The organism is Cellulomonas endometrii (assembly GCF_949769265.1).
GTDB lineage: Bacteria > Actinomycetota > Actinomycetes > Actinomycetales > Cellulomonadaceae > Cellulomonas > Cellulomonas endometrii.
On record NZ_CATKPC010000027.1, the window covers coordinates 25,428 to 42,194 of the forward strand.

The following is a 16,767-nucleotide window of genomic DNA, read 5'->3' on the forward strand; positions in this document are numbered from 1 at the left end:
CAGTTCGGGCGAACCTGGACGGCGCCCCGCGTGGGCCCCGCGTCACCGGGCACTTCACCCGCCGGACCAGCACAAACGGGGCAAACCGGACGCTACGGTCCGCTCGACCGATGCCTGACCCGGCGACGACCGGCAACGACGCCCCCCGGAGGACACCGTGCACACCCGGCTGATCGCCCTGACCGAGGTGACCGACCCCGACGCGCGGGCGTGGCGGCGCCTCGCGGACTGCGCCGCCGAGCCGAACGTCTACCTGGACCCGCGGTTCCTGCTGCCCGCGCGGCACCGCGGGCGGGAGGCCGCGGACCTGCGCCTCGTCGTGGTGCAGGAGCGCGGCGAGTGGCTGGCGGTGCTCGCCGTCACGACGAAGGCGGTCGCGCCCGGCGTGCCGGTCCGCGCGGCGACGACCGGCGGGGCGTTCATGACCACCCACTCCGACCGCCACCACCCCCTGGTGCGGTCGGGCCGCGAGGTCGAGGCCCTGGAGGCGCTGCTGACCGGCCTGCGCCCGCTCGGGCTGCCGGGGCTCGTCCAGCTGCAGCACTTCCCGGCCGACGGGCCGCTCGCCGACGCCCTCACCGAGGTGATCGGGCGCGCGTCGATGCTCGTGCACGAGCGCAGCCGGTCGGTGTCGGCGTTCGCCTCCCGCGCGGGCGTCGCCGTCGACCGGCGCGTGCCGCCGGCGGCCGGTCCCGTGGTCGACCCGCCGCTCGCGTGCGACCACATGGGCGCCGGTCGCCGCAAGGACGTGCGCCGCCGCGCCCGTGCCCTCGCGCGGGCGGCGGGCGGCGACCTGGAGCTGCACGACGTGAGCGCGGACCCCGCCGCGGAGCGGGAGTTCGTCGCGCTCCAGGCGGCCGGGTGGAAGGGTGACGCGGCGCAGGGTGGCGCCGCGCTGAGCCTCGACCCGGTGGCGCACCGGTGGTTCCACGACGTCGTGTCGGGGTTCCGCCGGTCCGGCGACGCGCTGGTGCTCCGGCTCGCGGCCGGCGGCGAGACGCTGTGGATGGGGTACAGCCTGCGGTCGGGCGGCGCGTACTTCGGCTTCCTCGACGCGTACGCCGAGCAGCACGCGCGGTTCAGCCCCGGTGCGATCGGCCGGCTCGCGGAGATGACGCACGTGTTCGCCGCCACGGACGCGGACGTGCTGGACCCCGCGTTCGACGCCCGGTACGTCACCGGTGGCCAGACCTACCCGGACCGCCGGGAGCACGTCGACCTGCTCGTGTCGACGCGCGGCCTGGTGTCCCGCACCGCGGTGCGGGCGGCGCCGGTGGCCCAGCGGTTCGGCCTCGGCGCGCGGGCGGTCGTCGCGCCGCTCGTGCCCGCGTACTCCGAGGAGCTCGACCGGGTGCTGGCGTTCGCGCAGGTCGTCGCCTGACCTCGTCGAGGCTCCGGGCGCTGTCACGGACTCCCTCGCGCCTCACCTACGCTGTCCGGCGATGATCACTCGTGCCGAAGGGGCGTACCTGGGCGCTGTCCGGGCGTTCCAGAACCCCATGCTGGACCTGCTCCACAAGCGGCACGCACCCCTCGTCGTGTCGCTGCTGTCGCTGGTGTTCACGGCCGAGCGCCCCACGGTGCCGGTCGCCGACGCGCACACGGAGGTCGCCGACGCGCTCGACCAGCTGCGGGCGGCGGGGCACGGGGACGAGCTGCCGGTCGGCACCGCGCGCGACCTGTGCCGCCAGTGGGCCGACGCGGGCTGGCTGGTGCGGCAGGTGCTGGACGACGACGTCGAGGTCTACCAGCTGTCCGCGCACGCCGTCGGTGCGCTGGAGGTCGCGGGCCGGGCCGGAGGCGGGCGCGCCCGGGTGTCGCAGTCGCGGGTGCGGACCCTGCTCGACGCGGTGGAGCGGCTGGCGGAGGACGCCGACCCCGACGTGCTCGTCCGGATGGCGCGGCTCGACGCCGAGATCGCCCGGCTGCAGGCCGAGCTCGACCGGGTGCAGCGGACCGGGGCGGTCGAGCCCGTCGACGAGGAGACCCTGCTGGAGGAGGCGGAGAACGTCCTGCACCTCGTCCGGGAGCTCCCCGCCGACTTCGCCCGCGTCGCCGAGTCCATCAAGGCGATGCAGCGCGACGTGGTCACCGCCCTGCGGCAGGACGAGCGCCCGACCGGCGACGTGCTGCGCGAGTACCTGGAGCGCGGCGAGCACGTGATGGAGTCGACCACCGAGGGGCGCGCGTTCGCCGGCGCGCTGCGGCTGATCGGCGACCCGCAGCGGCTGGACGGGCTGTCCAGCCAGCTCGGCGTCGTGCTGCGGCACCGGTTCACGCGGCGGCTGCCCGCGCAGCAGCGCACCGAGCTGCGGGAGATCGGCCGGCGCATCGAGCAGGGCCTGGAGCAGGTGTTCGCGGCGCAGCGCGAGGCGTCGTACGTGATCACCGCGCAGGTCCGCAACCACGACCCGCTGCGCGACCGGCAGGTGGACGACCTGCTGCGCGACGTGATGAGCGGCCTGCAGGCGTGGATGCCGCGCTCGCGGCGAGGGCAGGCGGTCGAGCCGCTGCGCCGGCTGCCCGTCGCGGAGGTCGACCACCTGCGCCAGACCGCCGGCGACCTGCGCCCGGCCGAGCCGCCGGACCCGCTCGCCGAGTGGGGCGACGAGGACCTGGACGGCGCGGACGAGGCGCTCGCGTGGGGCGGCCCGCACTACGCCGACCTGGGCGCGCACCTCGCGCGGCACGGCGACCCGGACGGCACCGTCGACGTGGCGGCGGCGTTCAACGCGGCCCCGGTGGCGCTGCGGCGGCCGGTGGACCTGCTCGGGCTGCTGGAGATCGCGCACCAGCGGGGCATGACGGAGACCGACGAGGTCGCGTTCGTCGACGCGGTGCGCCCCGACGGGACACGCCGCCGGTTCGCGTTCGGCGCGGTCACGACACTCACGGACGACCTGCACGACACGGGCGAAGGACGAGGGCGATGACGGACACCACCACGACGGACCCCGGGACCACCACGGACCCCGGGGCCGCGACGGCCGACGTCGAGGGTTTCATCGACCCGGTGTCGATGGAGGAGGACCCCGCCGAGCTGTTCGCGGGGGACTCCGGCACGCTGGACGCCGACGTGCGCCGGGTGCTCGTCCGGCTGCTGCAGCGGCGGTTCCTGCTGGCCGACCGGAACCGGGCCCAGTGGCGCACGCTGCTCGACAACCAGCAGGTCATCGAGTCCCGCCTGCACGACCTGTTCGTGCACCTCGTGGTCGACCACGAGCGCGGCGTCGCCTACAAGCGGCAGGTCCGGTCCGCCGAGCTCGACGTCCCGGTGCTGCTGCGCGACGAGGCGTACTCCCGCGCGGAGACCCTCGTGCTGGTGCACCTGCGCACCGCGTTCCAGCGCGTGCGCGGCGCGGGGGAGACGTCCGCCCGCGTCGACGTCGAGGAGATCGAGCAGACCGCGCTCACCTACTTCGACCCCGAGGACACCAACGTGGCCGCCCGGCAGCGGGAGATCCGCGCCGCCGTGACGCGTCTGGCGAAGGAGGGCATCGTCGAGGAGGAGTCCGAGGGGCGCTACCGGATCACGCCGCTGGTCGAGGTGGTGCTGAGCAACGAGCGCCTCGGCGAGCTGCGCGAGTGGCTGCGGGAGCAGGTGCGCACGGGCGGGTCGCCGGTGCTCGCCGAGCCCGAGGCCGACGCCGAGACCGAGACCGAGACCGAGGCCGAGGTCGAGACCGAGACCGAGACCGAGGCCGAGGTCGAGACCGAGGCCGACGCCCAGGCCGAGCCCGAGCCCGCGGACGACGCGCCCGCCGGGGCACCGGACGACGCGCCCGACGACGCGCCCGACGACCCCGGCCCGACCCTGGAGGAGGCCGCGGCGCTCGCGGTCGACGAGACTCCGGACGCCGTCCCCGCCGACGAGCCCACCCCGGCCGAGGAGGTCGCACGATGACGATGGTCGACACCCTGTTCGGGCTCATCCCGGCGGCGTCCACCGGCCAGCAGTGGGTCGCCCGCGACCTGCAGCTCGTGAACTGGGGCGGCTACGACGGCCACCACCGGGTGCGGCTCGCGCCGACGGCGACGCTGCTGTCCGGCGGCTCCGGCTCGGGCAAGTCCACGCTGATGGACGCGTACATCGCCCTGCTGATGCCACACACGACGCCGTTCAACGGCGCGTCGAACGGCGGGGTCGTCGGGCGCCCGCGCGGCAAGGACCAGCGCAACATCCTGTCCTACGCCCGCGGCAAGCTCGACGAGTCGCGCACCGAGGACGGCACCCGGCAGCGCGTGCTGCGCGGCGACGGCCGGGACACGTGGTCCGCGATCGCGATGACGTGGGTGGACCAGGCGGGCCGCGAGCTCACGGGCGTGCGGGCCTGGTACGTGCCGTCGGCCGCCCGGACGCTGGAGGACGTCGTCGCGCTGCGGGCGACCGTCGACGGGCCGTTCGACCTGCGCACGCTGGAGTCCGCCACCGCCGACCGGTTCGGCCGCGGCAGCGTGGTCGCGGCCGGGCTCACGCCGTTCGACACCGACCGCGAGTTCACGGCGCGGCTGCACTCGACCCTGGGCATCGGCGCGACGGGCGACGGCACCAAGGCCGTGGCGCTGCTGGGCCGCATCCAGGCCGGCCAGCAGATCACGACCGTCGACGCCCTGTACAAGGCGATGGTGCTGGAGGAACCCAGCACGTTCGCCACCGCCGACGCCGTGGTGGAGCAGTTCGACAAGCTGTCCGGCACCCGCGAGCAGATGATCACCGCGCGGCAGCAGGTCAAGGCGCTGGAGCCCATCCGCGCGCACCGTGCCGCCCTGGAGGAGGCCGCCGAGCGGCTGCGCGTCATCGACCGGGTCGGCACGTTCGACGACACCGGGTCGACCGCCGCGCTCTGGCGGCACGAGCGCCGCCTGGGGCTGCTGCGGGCCGTCGAGGACGAGCTCCGGCGCGAGCACCAGCAGGCGGAGCGCCGCGCCGGGGAGACCACGGGCCGGATCGCGGCGGCGCGGTCCGAGCTGGAGGGCGTGCGCGAGACGCTCTGGTCGTCCGGCGGCGACCGCCTGGCGACGGCGCAGCGCGAGCTGGTCGGCGCCGAGGACCGGCTCGAGCGCGTGACCCGCGCGCGGGCCCGGCTCGACGAGGTGCTGCGCTCGGCACTCGGAGCGACCGTCACGACCGAGGCGGACCTCGACGCGCTGGCGGCCCGCGGCCGGGCGGTGCGGTCGGACGGCGACGCCAAGTCCTCCGCCCGCGCGGAGTTCGGCGCGGCGATGTCCGAGAAGAAGGCCGCCGGGGTCGACCTCGCGGTGCTGCGCTCGGACCGCGAGGCGGTCGCGCGGCGGCAGGACAACATCCCGGGAGACCTGCACCGGGCGCGCGCCGAGCTCGCCGCGGCGGCGGGGCTGACGCCGGAGGAGCTGCCGTTCGTCGCCGAGCTGGTCGAGGTGCGCACCGAGCACGAGCCGTGGCGGGACGCGTTCAACCTCGCGCTGGGCGGCTTCGCGACGCTGCTCCTGATCGACGCGGCGCACCTGCCGGCGTTCCGGAAGGCGATCGACGCGGTGCCGACCGCGCGCCGCATCCGGTTCGAGGGCGTGCCGACGCACCTGGCGTCCGACGTCGCGCTCGACCCGCGCACGCTGCCCGGGCGGCTCGACTTCCGGTCGGGCCCGTTCACCGGCTGGCTGCGCAGCGAGCTCGTGAGCCGGTTCGCGTTCGTGTGCGTCGACACCCCGGGGGAGCTGTCGCAGCACGCGAAGGCGCTCACCCGGTCGGGCCAGGTCTCCGAGGGCCGGCGCGGCGCGCACGGCGGTCAGGGCCGGGCGAACGTCCTGGGCTTCACCAACACCCGCCGCCTCGCGCACCTGGACGAGCAGATCGCCGCCGCGCAGGCCCGCCTCGACGCCGCCGAGCAGCAGGTGCGCGCGGCCGAGGAGCGGCTGGACCGGCACGACGTCGAGCTGCGCGCCTACGAGCAGCTGGACGCCGTGAGCTGGGACCAGGTGGACGTCGCGACGGTCGAGGCCGAGCGCGCGCGCTGGGCGCAGGTCATCGAGGACGTCACGTCCGGCAACCCCGAGGTCACGCGGCTCCAGCAGCGGGTCGTCGAGCTGGAGGCGTCGATCCGGTCGCTCACCGAGGAGGTCGGGCGCACGAAGGGCTCCGCGGAGGACCTGGGTGACCGGTGGTCCGGCGTGACCGACGAGGTCGACGTCGCGCAGCTCGCGCTCGACGCGGCGCAGGACGCGGGCGTCGTCGTCGGCGACGACCAGCGCGCCTACCTCGACGCCCTGCTCGGCGGCTCCGGCGACGCGTCGGCCCCGGCGGGTCAGCGTCCGTCGCCGGTCGCGGCGCTCGCCGCGTTCGACGGGACGGTCGCGCGGGCCAACGAGATCCTGCGCACCGACCGGCAGGCCGCGCAGCAGACGGTCGTCGCGGCACGCGAGGCGCTGCGGCGGACGTTCGAGACGTTCGTCGAGCGCTGGCCCGACCCGAACCTCGGCACCGACCCGGACGCGTCCTACGGGGACTTCGAGCGGGTGCTCACGGCGCTGGAGACCAGCGGGCTGCACGAGCTCGAGGGGGAGTGGCGCAAGAGCCTGCTGCGCCTGTCGGGCAACGACCTCACTGACCTGCACCACGGCCTGAGCCGGTCGGTCCGGGAGATCAAGGAGCGCATCCGCCCGGTCAACGACATCCTCGCGGACCTGCCGTTCGCCGACGACGACCACCGGCTCCGGATCGAGGCCCGCGACACCCAGTCGACCGTGGTCGCGAAGTTCCGCACCGAGCTGAAGGACCTCCGGGAGCTGCTCGCGACCGAGGCGACGGACGCGGAGCGGGAGCGGCGCTACCACCGGATGGCGAAGGTCATCGACCGGATCCGCCGGTCGGCGCCGGAGTTCGCGGACCTCGTGGACGTGCGGCGGCACGTGCGGCTCAGCGCCGAGAAGGTGGACCTCGAGGGCAACCACGTCGCGCTGTACGACCACATCGGGGAGAAGTCCGGCGGCGAGTCGCAGGAGCTCGTGGCGTTCATCGTCGGCGCGGCCCTGCGGTACCAGCTCGGCGACGCCGGGGCCGCGCGCCCGCGGTACGCGCCGGTGTTCCTGGACGAGGCGCTGATCAAGGCCGACGCCCGGTTCACGGGCCGGGCGATCGGCGCGTGGCGCGGGCTCGGGTTCCAGCTGGTGATCGGCGCGCCGAACGACAAGTTCAGCGCGCTCGAGCCGCACGTCGACCTCAAGTACGTGGTGCTGAAGGACACGGCGGGCCGGTCGCGCACCAAGGCCGTCGCCGGGGTCGCGGAGGCGGCGCCGCAGGACTGAGCCCTACGCTCGCAGACGACCACCGCGCCGACGCAGCCCCGGGAGCCCGCCGTGCCGCAGCACCCGTCCGTCGCCCTCACCCGGTTCGCCGGCCGGGCGGGGGACCGCAACGACCGTGCGATGGTCGCGTCCGCCGTGCTCGCGGACGAGCTCGCCGCGCGCCTGGGCGTCGAGCCCGTGGTGGTCGGCACGCCGGAGCCGCCCCTCGGGGCGCACTGGGCGGCGGAGCTCGCGGCGGCGCGCCCCGCGCTGGAGGCGATGGCCGCCCGGTACGCCGAGGTGCTCGCCGCCGGCCGGCGTCCCGTGACCGCGCTGAGCCGGTGCGCCGTGGCGCTGGCGACGCTGCCGGCCGTCGCGGAGCACCGGCCCGGGACGGTCGTGCTCTGGTTCGACGCGCACGGCGACGTGCACACCCCGGCGACGACCGGCACCGGGTACCTCGGCGGGCTGGCGCTCAGCGGCCCGATCGGGCTGTGGGACTCCGGGCTGGGAGCGGGCCTCCCGGCGGCGGACGCGGTCCTGGTCGGTGCGCGCGACCTCGACCCCGCCGAGCGGGCGCTCGTGGCCGACGGCACGGTGCGGCTGCTCGGCCCCGGCGCGGACCTGCCCGGACGCCTGGCGGAGGCGGTCGCGGGCCGGCCCGTGTACGTGCACCTGGACTGCGACGTGCTGGCCCCGGACGAGGTCCCCACGGAGTACCGCGTGCCCGGCGGGTTGACGCTCGCGGACCTGGGCGCCGCCGCGGAGGTCCTGGCCCGGGGCGAGGTCGTCGGCCTGGAGGCCGGCGAGATCGAGGCGACCGGCGACCCGGTGCAGGACGCCGCCCACGCCCGCGCGCTCGCCGACGCGCTCCAGCCCCTCCTGGACGCCGTCGCCCGCTGACCGCCAGACTCACGTCCCGTGATCCCCGAGGTGCTGCTCGTGGCCGGTCGCTCCGGCGCCGGCAAGTCGTCCGTCGCGTTCGAGGTGTCCGCGCAGTGGGCGCGCGAGGGCCTCGCGCACTGCCTCGTCGACGGCGACAACCTGTGCGCGGCGTACCCGAAGCCGGCGTCCGACCCGCACGGCAGCGCGCTCACCGAGGCGAACCTGCGCGCCGTGTGGGCGACCTACGCCGCCGCGGGCTACCGGCGGCTGATCTACGTCAACACCGTCAGCGTGCTGGAGCGCGAGCTCGTCACCCGCGCGCTCGGCGGCCGGGCGGACGTGCGGGGCGTGCTGCTCACCGCGTCCGCCCGCACCGTGCGGGACCGGCTCGGGCCGCGGGAGATCGGCTCGGCCCTGCGCGAGCACCTGGACCGCAGCGCCGCGGCCGCCGAGCTGCTGGAGCGCGCCGCCGGGCCGTGGGTGACGCGGGTGCCCACCGACGGCCGGACCGTGGCCGAGGTCGCGCGGGACGTGGCCGGGGCGTCGGGGTGGGCCGCCGACCGCCCGTGAGCCGGGTGCCGAACGGCGACCCCAGCCGCTAGCCGACCGTGGGCGCGGCGTCGTCCGCCGGGGCCTCCGCCTCGTCCGCGTGCGCGACGTGCCGCAGCTGCCCCCAGATGAGCACGACGAACACCGCGGACCCGGCGAACGCGAACCAGAACGGGGCGGTCACGCCCCAGCGCTCCGCCAGCAGCCCGCCGATGCCGGAGCCGATGACGAGCCCGCCGAACACGCCCACCATGTTGACGCTGCCCACCCGGCCCTGGAGCGCCCCCGGCACGGCCCGCTGCCGGACGGTCACCGACGTGGTGCCCCAGATGAACGCGTGCGCCCCGAAGACGAAGAAGATGGCGAGCGCGACCCACGCCTGCCGGGTCAGGGCCAGGCCGAGGTGGGTCAGGGTCTCGACCACCAGCCCGATCCGCATGAGGTTGCCGAGCGACACCCGCCGGGTGATCCAGCCGTACGCCGCCGTGCCCGCCAGCCCGCCGACCGCGCTGACGGTGGTGAGCAGGCCGTAGCCGATCTCGCCCATGCCGAGCCGCCCGGTCGCGTACAGCACGAGCACCGACCACGCGGCCCCGAACGTGATGTTGAAGGTGAAGATCGTCAGGACGAGGGTGCGGACGGCGGCGTGGTGCCGCACCCAGCGGAAGCCCTCGACGATGTCCCGGCCGACGTGGCTGCGCGCGTCCGGGTCCCGCGGGTGCGCGGGCAGCACGATGCGCGCGACCAGCAGCGCCGCGCCCCCGACGACGACCGCCTGCGCGGCGAACGGCCAGACGGCGCCCACGGCGAACAGGGCGGCCCCCAGCGGCGGGCCGGCCAGCTGGTTCACCGTGATGAACCCGGTCTGGAGCCGGGCGTTGGCCACGGCGAGGTCGTCCCGCGCGACGAGCATCGGCAGGAAGGTCTGCGCCGAGCTGTCCGCGAACACCTCCGCGGTGCCGAGCGCGAACAGCGCGGCGAGCACGACGGCGATCGACTCCTGGCCCGTCGCGATCGTGGTGGCGAGCGCGGCGAGCACGACCGCGCGCACCACGTTCACGACCAGCACGATGCGGCGGCAGTCCCACCGGTCGGCGAGCGCACCGGCGAGCAGCCCGAACAGCAGCGGCGGGAGCCACTGCAGGGTCGCGGCCAGCGCCACGAGGCGGGCGTCGTCGGTGAGGGAGGCGACCAGCAGCGGGCCGGCGGCGAGCGCCAGCCCGTCGCCGAGGTTGCTCACCCACGACGACGCGAGCAGCCACCGGAACGGCGTCCCCAGGCGCTGCGGCACCACGGTCTCGGCGAGGCGGCTCACAAGGGCGTGAGCCTAGTGCGCGGCGGCGGGCGCCCGGCAGCTCAATCCGCGACGGCGTCGAGGATCGTCTTCGCGACGCGAGCGTCCGACAGGTACCCCGAGATGCCGTGCTGGTTGCTGGTGGGGTTGTCGACCTTCCCGTAGTCCTCGATCCGGTCGACGGCGAAGTACGGGGCGGTCAGCGGGTGCAGCGCCACGAGGTCCTCCGGGTCGTAGGCGTTGAACCACTCCCGCACCGGGTCCGGCCAGGACAGCGGCTGCAGGGTCCGGGCGACCGCGGACACCGCGAGCGGCGAGCCGAGCGTGACGAGCAGCGGCACCTTCCAGTCCCGGGCCTCCGCCTCGCGGCGCAGCAGGTTGTACGCCACGACCGTCCCCAGCGAGTGCGACACCACGACGCACTCCCCGCCGCCGTCGAGCGCCTGCCGGACCCCGTTCTCGATGGTGTCCCGGACCCGCACGTTGTTCAGGTACTGGTAGACGTCGCGGGTCGCGAGCGCCAGCGACCACGCGCTGACGTTCGGCAGCTTGTCCAGGGCGGTGAGGGTGGCCCGCACCCACTTCCAGTTCAGCGGGCCGCGCTCGACGGCGTCGTCGCCCGCCTCCGCGAGCACCTCGGCGTCCGTGACGCCCGCGTGCGCGGCGATCTCGAGCAGCGCCTCGCGGACGAAGAGGTCCTCCGCGCCGGGCCCGTCCTGCGAGCCCCGGACGATCACCTCCGCCGCGTGCCGCGGGTCCTCGCCGCTGACCAGGTCGAACAGCGTCTGCCCGTAGTACGGGAGTCGGACCCGGTCGTCGGGCAGGTCGGCGCGCCGGCCCGCCTGGTGGGCGCCGACGTCCAGGGCGTCCAGCCACTCCTTCTTCACGGCGGCGGGGTCCTTGTGCTCCTGCGCACGGCCGTGGACCAGGACGAGCGTTCTCATGGCGACTCCTCGGGCGGGGTGCCGAGCACCGCGGCGGCGACCCGCCCGGCGTCGGCGGCGGCGAACAGGGTCCAGTGCGAGGGCAGCCGCGGCGGGAACGCCCGCGCCCGCTCCTGCACGGGTTCCGGGGCGGCGGGCAGCAGGGACCAGCCGCGGGCGAGGAGCGGGACGGGCGTGAGCAGCGACGCCCAGCGGGGGTCGTCGGGGTCGGCCACGCCCCCGGGCTGGGCGAGCAGGGTGACGTCGAACAGCCGGGCGCCGTCGGTGCCGGGCTCGGCGAGGGCCGCGGCGGCGGCGCGCCGTCCCCGGTCGTGCAGCGCCCACGCGCGGTAGACGACGGTGAGGGGGTCGTCGTCGGGCCCGTCGTCGGCCTCGTCGTCGTCGTCCAGGCTGAGCCCGAACCGCGACCAGGCGGCGGAGCGGGCCCGGCGGGCGAGCCCGACGGCCGAGCGGCCGTCGGGCGACCCGGCGGCGGGGTCCCAGGGCATCGCGCAGTCCACCAGGGCGCCGTCCTCGACCAGCGCGACCGTCACGCGCCCGGGCAGCACCGGCAGGACGGCGCAGCAGCCCGAGTCGAGCACCACCAGCGCGGCCGTGTCGGTGAGCCGCTCGAGGCGGACCGCGCGGGCGCCGCGGACGGTCACCGGCGGGCCGGGGGCGACGGCGAGCTCCAGCTCCAGCTCCGGGCCGGACGGGGCGGTGCCCCCGGCGACGGCGAGGTCCCCGGCGCCCGCGAGGTTCTCCGCGAGCCGGTCGGCCGCGGCCGCGGCGGCCCGCACAGCAGGTCCCGCGGGCGCGGCGGGCGCCGGCGTCGGGGCGGCACCCACGGGCGCCGGCGCGTCGCCGGCCGGCGTGGGCGCGGTGTCCGCCCCGCCGGGCGCCCCCGCGTCGGCCGCCGCCTCCGCCGCCGGCGGCCACGGCTCCAGGAGCGACAGCCACGCCACGTCGGGGTCGGACGAGAGCCGCGCGTCGGGCGTCTGCACGAGGTCCAGCGGGGCCCGCACGGCGGCGAGGTGCGCCGCCACCAGCCCGGGCAGCGCGCGCTTGAGCGGCCACGGCCGCACCAGCCCGGGCCGGGGCTCGGGCCGGCCGTCGTCGGGCGTCACGACGTCCGGCAGCTCCCCGCGCAGCGCCCGGACCAGCACCGTGGTGAACAGCGCCCGGTACGCGGCGCCGGCGACGGCCGCGTCCTTCACCTCGTAGGCCGGGTCGCCGAGCGCGCAGGCGTAGAACACGTCCACGGCGGCGGCGGGCCCGTGCGGTGGCAGGTTCGGCACCACCGAGACGCCCTGGATGCCGAGCTCCTGCACGGTGCTGGCGGCGGTGCGGCACGCGTCGGACACCAGCACGACGTGCCGGACCGGCAGCCGCTCGGCCTGCCATGCCGTCAGCGAGACGTTCACCGCCTGGCTGCCGTCCTCCGGGGCGCCGGGCAGCAGCCAGAACTCGCTGTTGCCGTTGTTGACGCCGTGGCCGCTGAAGTAGACGACGAGCTGGTCGACGTCCCCGCGCTGGACGAGCGAGCGGACGCCGGCGAGCACGTCGCCCCCTCGGACGGGCGAGCCGTCGGTGTCGGCGAACGTCAGCACGAGGTCGTCCGGGACGCCCTGCGCGCGCGCCCAGTCCCGCACGGCCGCGACCGCCTCGGGCACGGCGGGCAGCTCGGGGAACCGGCCGCCGGTGCGGGCGACCCCGACCAGGACGACGGCGCGCGCCACCCTGCTCACCCGTCCCCGGGGGTGCGGGGGCGGGCGCCGGTCCGTCCGTGGTCGGCCATCGGGACTCCGTCGTCCAGCGGGTGCTCCGAGTGCAGCACCGGGCCCGGGCGCCGTCAAGGGCCGCCGGAGGTGTGCGCCCCGGGCCTGGTGCCCGGCGGTGCCCCGCTGCTAGCGTTGTGTCCAGCGTCACACCCGTCGGACGGGACCCTCGAGCAACGGCGCTCGCCCCGTCCGACCACGCGCCCGGCCTCCGCCGGGCCGCCCCGGTCCGTCCGTGCGACGTCAGGGGGCAGCGGGATGGTCACCGTCGCCGCTCCGGGATCCACCTCCGCGCTGGCCGAGCAGCTGCGCGAGCGCGAGCAGCGGCAGCAGGAGCTCGCCGCCGGCCGGGCGCGGGACCGGGTGGCCGAGCGCGCCCCCGCGATGGGGGGCCTCGACGGCGAGGACATCGCCGCGGTCAACGACCCGCTGCGGGTCGCGCGCCGGCTGGACCGGGTCAGCCGGTTCCTCACGGGGCGCGACCCGGACTCGGTGCCGTCCGACGCGCCGCCGGCCGCGCTGGTCGCCGACGCCGCGGCCCGGCTCGCGCTGCCGCAGGCGCCCGAGGTGCTGCTGGAGCGCGTGATCAACCAGCCGGACTTCCTCGCCGTCCGGTACCTCGAGGGCGGGCACGTCGCGCAGCGCACCGTGGGCCGCGTCGTCATCCGCGGGTCCGACGGCCGGGTCGCGGGGTACGGCACCGGGTTCCTCGTGTCGGCGCACCTGCTCCTGACGAACCACCACGTGCTGCCGTCCGCCGAGGTCGCCGCGGCGAGCGTCGTGGAGCTCGACTTCCAGCGGTCGCTCGGCGGCAGCCTGCTGCCGGTCGTCGAGCTGCCCCTGGCCCCCGACCGGTTCTTCGTCGCCGACGAGACCCTGGACTTCGCGCTCGTGGAGGTCGTGGGAGCCCCGGACTCGACGGCCCCGTTCGGCTGGTGCCGGCTGACCGACGCGCAGGGCACGGTGGTGGTGGGGGAGTCCGTGACGATCGTGCAGCACCCCCGCGGGCGCGAGAAGGAGGTCGTCCTGCGGGAGAACAAGCTCGTCGACATCCCCGAGCAGGTGCTGCACTACCTGACCGACACGGAGCCCGGGTCGTCCGGGTCGCCGGTGTTCAACGACCAGTGGGAGGTCATCGCGCTGCACCACGCGAGCGTGCCCAGCGGGACGGCGGGGGAGTCGCCGGGGTACCTCAACGAGGGCATCCGGATCAGCCGCATCCTGCGCCACCTGCGGGAGGCGGGGCTCGACGGCGAGCGGCGCGCGCGGGTGGAGGCCCTGGGCACCGCCCCGTCGCCGCACGGCGGGCGCCCGACCACCGGGACGGAGACGGCGCCGCAGCCGACCCGGCACCCGCCCCGCCCCGCCCGGCCGCCCCCGCGCCGGCGCCCGTCACCGTCGAGATCCCCCTGCGGCTCACGGTCTCCCTCGCCCTCGGCGATACCGCGCCCACGGCGCCGCCGGTGGTACGCGTGAACCCCCCGGCGCAGGACGGCGTCGTGCCGCCGGGACCGGCCGTCGAGGCCCTGGCGATCGACCCGGACTACTCGACCCGCGGCGGGTACGACCCCGCGTTCCTCGGCGTCCCGCTGCCGCTGCCCGGTGCGGGGTCGAACGCCGCCGTGGCGTCCGCCGAGCTGCGGTACCACCACTTCAGCGTCGTCATGCACCGCGCGCGCCGCCTCGCGCTGCTCACGGCGGTGAACATCGACGGCGGCGCCACCGACGCGCAGCCCCGCAGCGACGACCGGTGGATCCTCGACCCGCGGCTGCCGCGCTCCGAGCAGACCGGCGCCGACGTGTACGCGGACAACCACCTCGACCGCGGGCACCTGGTCCGGCGCCTGGACCCGGCGTGGGGGCCGCTGTCCCGGGCGGCGAACGACGACACGTTCCACTACACGAACTCCGCGCCGCAGCACCACGCGTTCAACGCGGGGTCGACGCTGTGGCTGGGCCTGGAGGAGTACGTCCTCGGCACCGCGCGGCGCGACCGGCTGCGGGTCAGCGTCGTGAGCGGTCCGGTGCTGGCGCCGGACGACCCGCCGTACCGCGGGACGCTGCTGCCCCGGCAGTTCTTCAAGGTGGTCGCGGTGGTGGACGACCGCGACCGGCTCGTGGTCACCGGGTACGTGCTCGGGCAGGACTCGTTCCTGCCGAGCGTGCTGACGGAGGCGGCGTTCGGCGCGTACCGGACGTTCCAGGTCCGCGTGGCGACGATCGCGGCGCTGACCGGCCTGGACCTGGGCGCGTACGCGGCGGCGGACCCGCTGGGCTCGCAGGAGGCGGCGGTCGCGGCGCACGCGCTGCGCTCCTACGCCGACATCGTCCTGGGCGCCTGACCCGCTGCGCCGGGCCACCGGTGGCGGCGCCCCGGGCCCCGGCCTAGCGTCCGAGAGGCGGGTCCGGCACGCAGGCCCGCGCCCACGCAGCCACACCACGCACGGAGGCACACCCATGACCGAGGAGATCGCGCCGCGCCCGCTGGCGGTCGTGACCGGGGCGTCGAGCGGCATCGGGCTGGAGCTCGCGCGCCGGTTCACCCAGGAGGGCTTCGACCTGGTCGTGGTCGCCGAGGAGCCGCAGATCACCGTCGCCGCGGACGCGCTCGCCGCGTCGGGTGCCGCCGTGCGCGCGGTGCGGGCCGACCTGTCGACCGCCGAGGGCGTCGCCGAGCTGGTCGAGGCGGTGGCGGCGACGGGACGACCGGTGGACGCGCTGGCGCTGAACGCCGGCACGGGCCAGGGCGGCCGGTTCGTCGAGACGCCGCTGGAGGGCGATCTGCGCGTCATCGCCCTCAACGTCGCGGGCAACGTCCGGATGGCGAAGGCGCTGCTGCCGGCCATGGTGGAGCGCGGCGCGGGCCGGGTGCTGTTCACCTCCTCGACCGCGTCCCTCATGCCGGGGCCGTACTACGCCACCTACGCCGCGTCGAAGTCGTTCGTGCAGTCGTTCGCCGAGGCCCTCCGGCACGAGCTCGACGGCACCGGGGTGACGGTGACGACGCTGCTGCCCGGCCCGACGGACACCCGGTTCTTCGAGCGCGCCGGCATGGAGGACACGCCGGTCGGGAAGGGCCCGAAGGACGACCCGGCCGACGTCGCCGACCAGGGGTTCGAGGCGATGATGAAGGGCGACGACAAGGTCGAGGTCCGGTCGCTCAAGGCCCGGCTGCAGACCGCGGCGGCCGCCGTGCTCCCGGACCGGGCGAAGGCCGCGATGCACGCGGGGTTCACGAAGCCGACCGACGACGAGGGCTGAGCCCGCTCAGGCGGTGCCGCGGACCCGGGCCACGACCAGCTCGGGAACCGCGGGCCCGCCGGTGTGCGGCTGCTCGGGGAAGTCGAACACCCCGAGGACGAGCTGCATCGGGTAGTCCGGCGCCTGCGCGAGCGTGCGGGTCACCGTCCCGTCCACCGCGAACGTCACCGAGCCGGGCCGCCAGTCGACCGCGTAGGTGTGCCACGCGGACACGTCGATGCGCGTGCGCGGCGCGGCGAAGTCCTCGCGCAGCGCGGGGTCCCGGAACGGGTGCACGCCCGAGCCCAGCGCGGCCGTCGCGCCGCCGTCCTCGTCGGTGCCGAGCTGGTCCCCGAACACCTCCACCAGGCAGATCTCCCCGCTGCGCTCCGGGACGTCCTCGACCCCGACCAGCCACGCGGAGAACATCGACCCCGGCCCGACGACCGCCCGGCAGGTGACCTCGACGCGCCCGTGCCACGGCGTGTAGGCCCAGCGGGCGGGCTGCTCCTCGCGCACCACGAGCCCCTCCCGGAACGGCTGCTGCCCCTGCGTGCTGCCGACCGGGCCGGACCAGCTGCCGCTCTGCACCGCCGAGACCCGCAGCGGCGGCGTGTGGGTGCCGGGGCACCACACCGGGTGGTCCGGCGGGATCGCGAGCGTCAGCCCGCCCGGGCCCGTGCGCGCGTGGGCGGCGGCCGCGGCGCGCGAGCTCCACGCCGGCAGGTAGGCGGCCGTCCACCCGCGGTCCTCGACGGGGGAGGCGAACCGCTCGTCGACCTGGGTGGGCCCGGGCGGGCCGGGGTGCCCGAGCTGCTGCACGCGGGGGAGTCCGCGC

The 16,767-nt window shown here is 76.5% G+C and carries 12 protein-coding genes and 1 pseudogene; 9 read left to right on the plus strand and 4 right to left on the minus strand.

Translation table 11 applies throughout. From position 1 onward, the window contains the following. Positions 1 to 157: 157 nt before the first annotated feature. The 6 genes and pseudogenes from QNH85_RS18960 (at position 158) to QNH85_RS18985 (ending at position 8,715) form a co-directional block, all read left to right on the plus strand. On the plus strand, positions 158 to 1,381 hold the full coding sequence (locus tag QNH85_RS18960) for a GNAT family N-acetyltransferase (protein WP_282948902.1): 1,224 nt from the start codon (positions 158 to 160) through the stop codon (positions 1,379 to 1,381). A gap of 61 nt (positions 1,382 to 1,442) precedes the next feature. Next, a complete protein-coding gene (locus QNH85_RS18965; RefSeq protein WP_282948904.1) occupies positions 1,443 to 2,933 on the plus strand; it encodes a DUF3375 domain-containing protein in 1,491 nt (496 codons plus the stop codon). Then, positions 2,930 to 3,613: pseudogene (locus QNH85_RS18970) on the plus strand (DUF4194 domain-containing protein); the annotation flags it as partial. The gene QNH85_RS18965 and the pseudogene QNH85_RS18970, both read left to right, overlap by 4 nt. A gap of 287 nt (positions 3,614 to 3,900) precedes the next feature. Next, positions 3,901 to 7,281: an ATP-binding protein gene (locus tag QNH85_RS18975; RefSeq protein WP_282948906.1), complete on the plus strand. Its 3,381-nt coding sequence runs from the start codon at positions 3,901 to 3,903 to the stop codon at positions 7,279 to 7,281. Positions 7,282 to 7,332: 51 nt separating this feature from the next. Continuing rightward, entirely contained in the window at positions 7,333 to 8,163 is an 831-nt protein-coding gene (locus QNH85_RS18980; protein ID WP_282948908.1) for an arginase family protein, read from the plus strand. Between the two features lie 18 nt (positions 8,164 to 8,181). Next, positions 8,182 to 8,715, plus strand: coding sequence for an adenylyl-sulfate kinase (locus QNH85_RS18985; protein ID WP_282948910.1), 534 nt, complete (start codon positions 8,182 to 8,184; stop codon positions 8,713 to 8,715). Between the two features lie 28 nt (positions 8,716 to 8,743). On the opposite strand, the gene QNH85_RS18990 is transcribed toward QNH85_RS18985, so the two are convergent. From QNH85_RS18990 to QNH85_RS19000, 3 genes are read right to left on the minus strand one after another with little or no spacing between them, the layout of a single operon-like run. Next, positions 8,744 to 10,009, minus strand: a complete 1,266-nt coding sequence (locus QNH85_RS18990) for an MFS transporter (protein WP_282948912.1) — start codon at positions 10,007 to 10,009, stop codon at positions 8,744 to 8,746. A 41-nt stretch (positions 10,010 to 10,050) separates the two neighbouring features. After that, the gene (locus QNH85_RS18995) at positions 10,051 to 10,932 is read right to left on the minus strand and encodes a hypothetical protein (RefSeq protein WP_282948914.1); all 882 of its coding nucleotides are present in this window, start codon (positions 10,930 to 10,932) and stop codon (positions 10,051 to 10,053) included. After that, positions 10,929 to 12,650, minus strand: a complete 1,722-nt coding sequence (locus QNH85_RS19000) for a caspase family protein (protein WP_282948916.1) — start codon at positions 12,648 to 12,650, stop codon at positions 10,929 to 10,931. Before QNH85_RS19000 ends, QNH85_RS18995 begins: the two co-directional genes overlap by 4 nt. Before the next feature lie 297 nt (positions 12,651 to 12,947). Here QNH85_RS19000 and QNH85_RS19005 point away from each other — a divergent pair, with 297 nt between their 5' ends. The 3 genes from QNH85_RS19005 to QNH85_RS19015 all read left to right on the plus strand — a co-directional run bounded on the left by QNH85_RS19005 (position 12,948) and on the right by QNH85_RS19015 (position 15,950). Further along, the gene (locus tag QNH85_RS19005; protein WP_282948917.1) at positions 12,948 to 14,165 is read left to right on the plus strand and encodes a trypsin-like serine peptidase; all 1,218 of its coding nucleotides are present in this window, start codon (positions 12,948 to 12,950) and stop codon (positions 14,163 to 14,165) included. Continuing rightward, entirely contained in the window at positions 14,162 to 15,031 is an 870-nt protein-coding gene (locus QNH85_RS19010) for a DNA/RNA non-specific endonuclease (protein WP_282948919.1), read from the plus strand. Before QNH85_RS19005 ends, QNH85_RS19010 begins: the two co-directional genes overlap by 4 nt. A gap of 115 nt (positions 15,032 to 15,146) precedes the next feature. Beyond that, on the plus strand, positions 15,147 to 15,950 hold the full coding sequence (locus QNH85_RS19015; RefSeq protein ID WP_282948921.1) for an SDR family NAD(P)-dependent oxidoreductase: 804 nt from the start codon (positions 15,147 to 15,149) through the stop codon (positions 15,948 to 15,950). A 6-nt stretch (positions 15,951 to 15,956) separates the two neighbouring features. Here QNH85_RS19015 and QNH85_RS19020 read toward each other — a convergent pair. Continuing rightward, positions 15,957 to 16,767: glycoside hydrolase family 16 protein (locus tag QNH85_RS19020; RefSeq protein WP_282948923.1), on the minus strand; the 811-nt coding region annotated here is incomplete at its 5' end.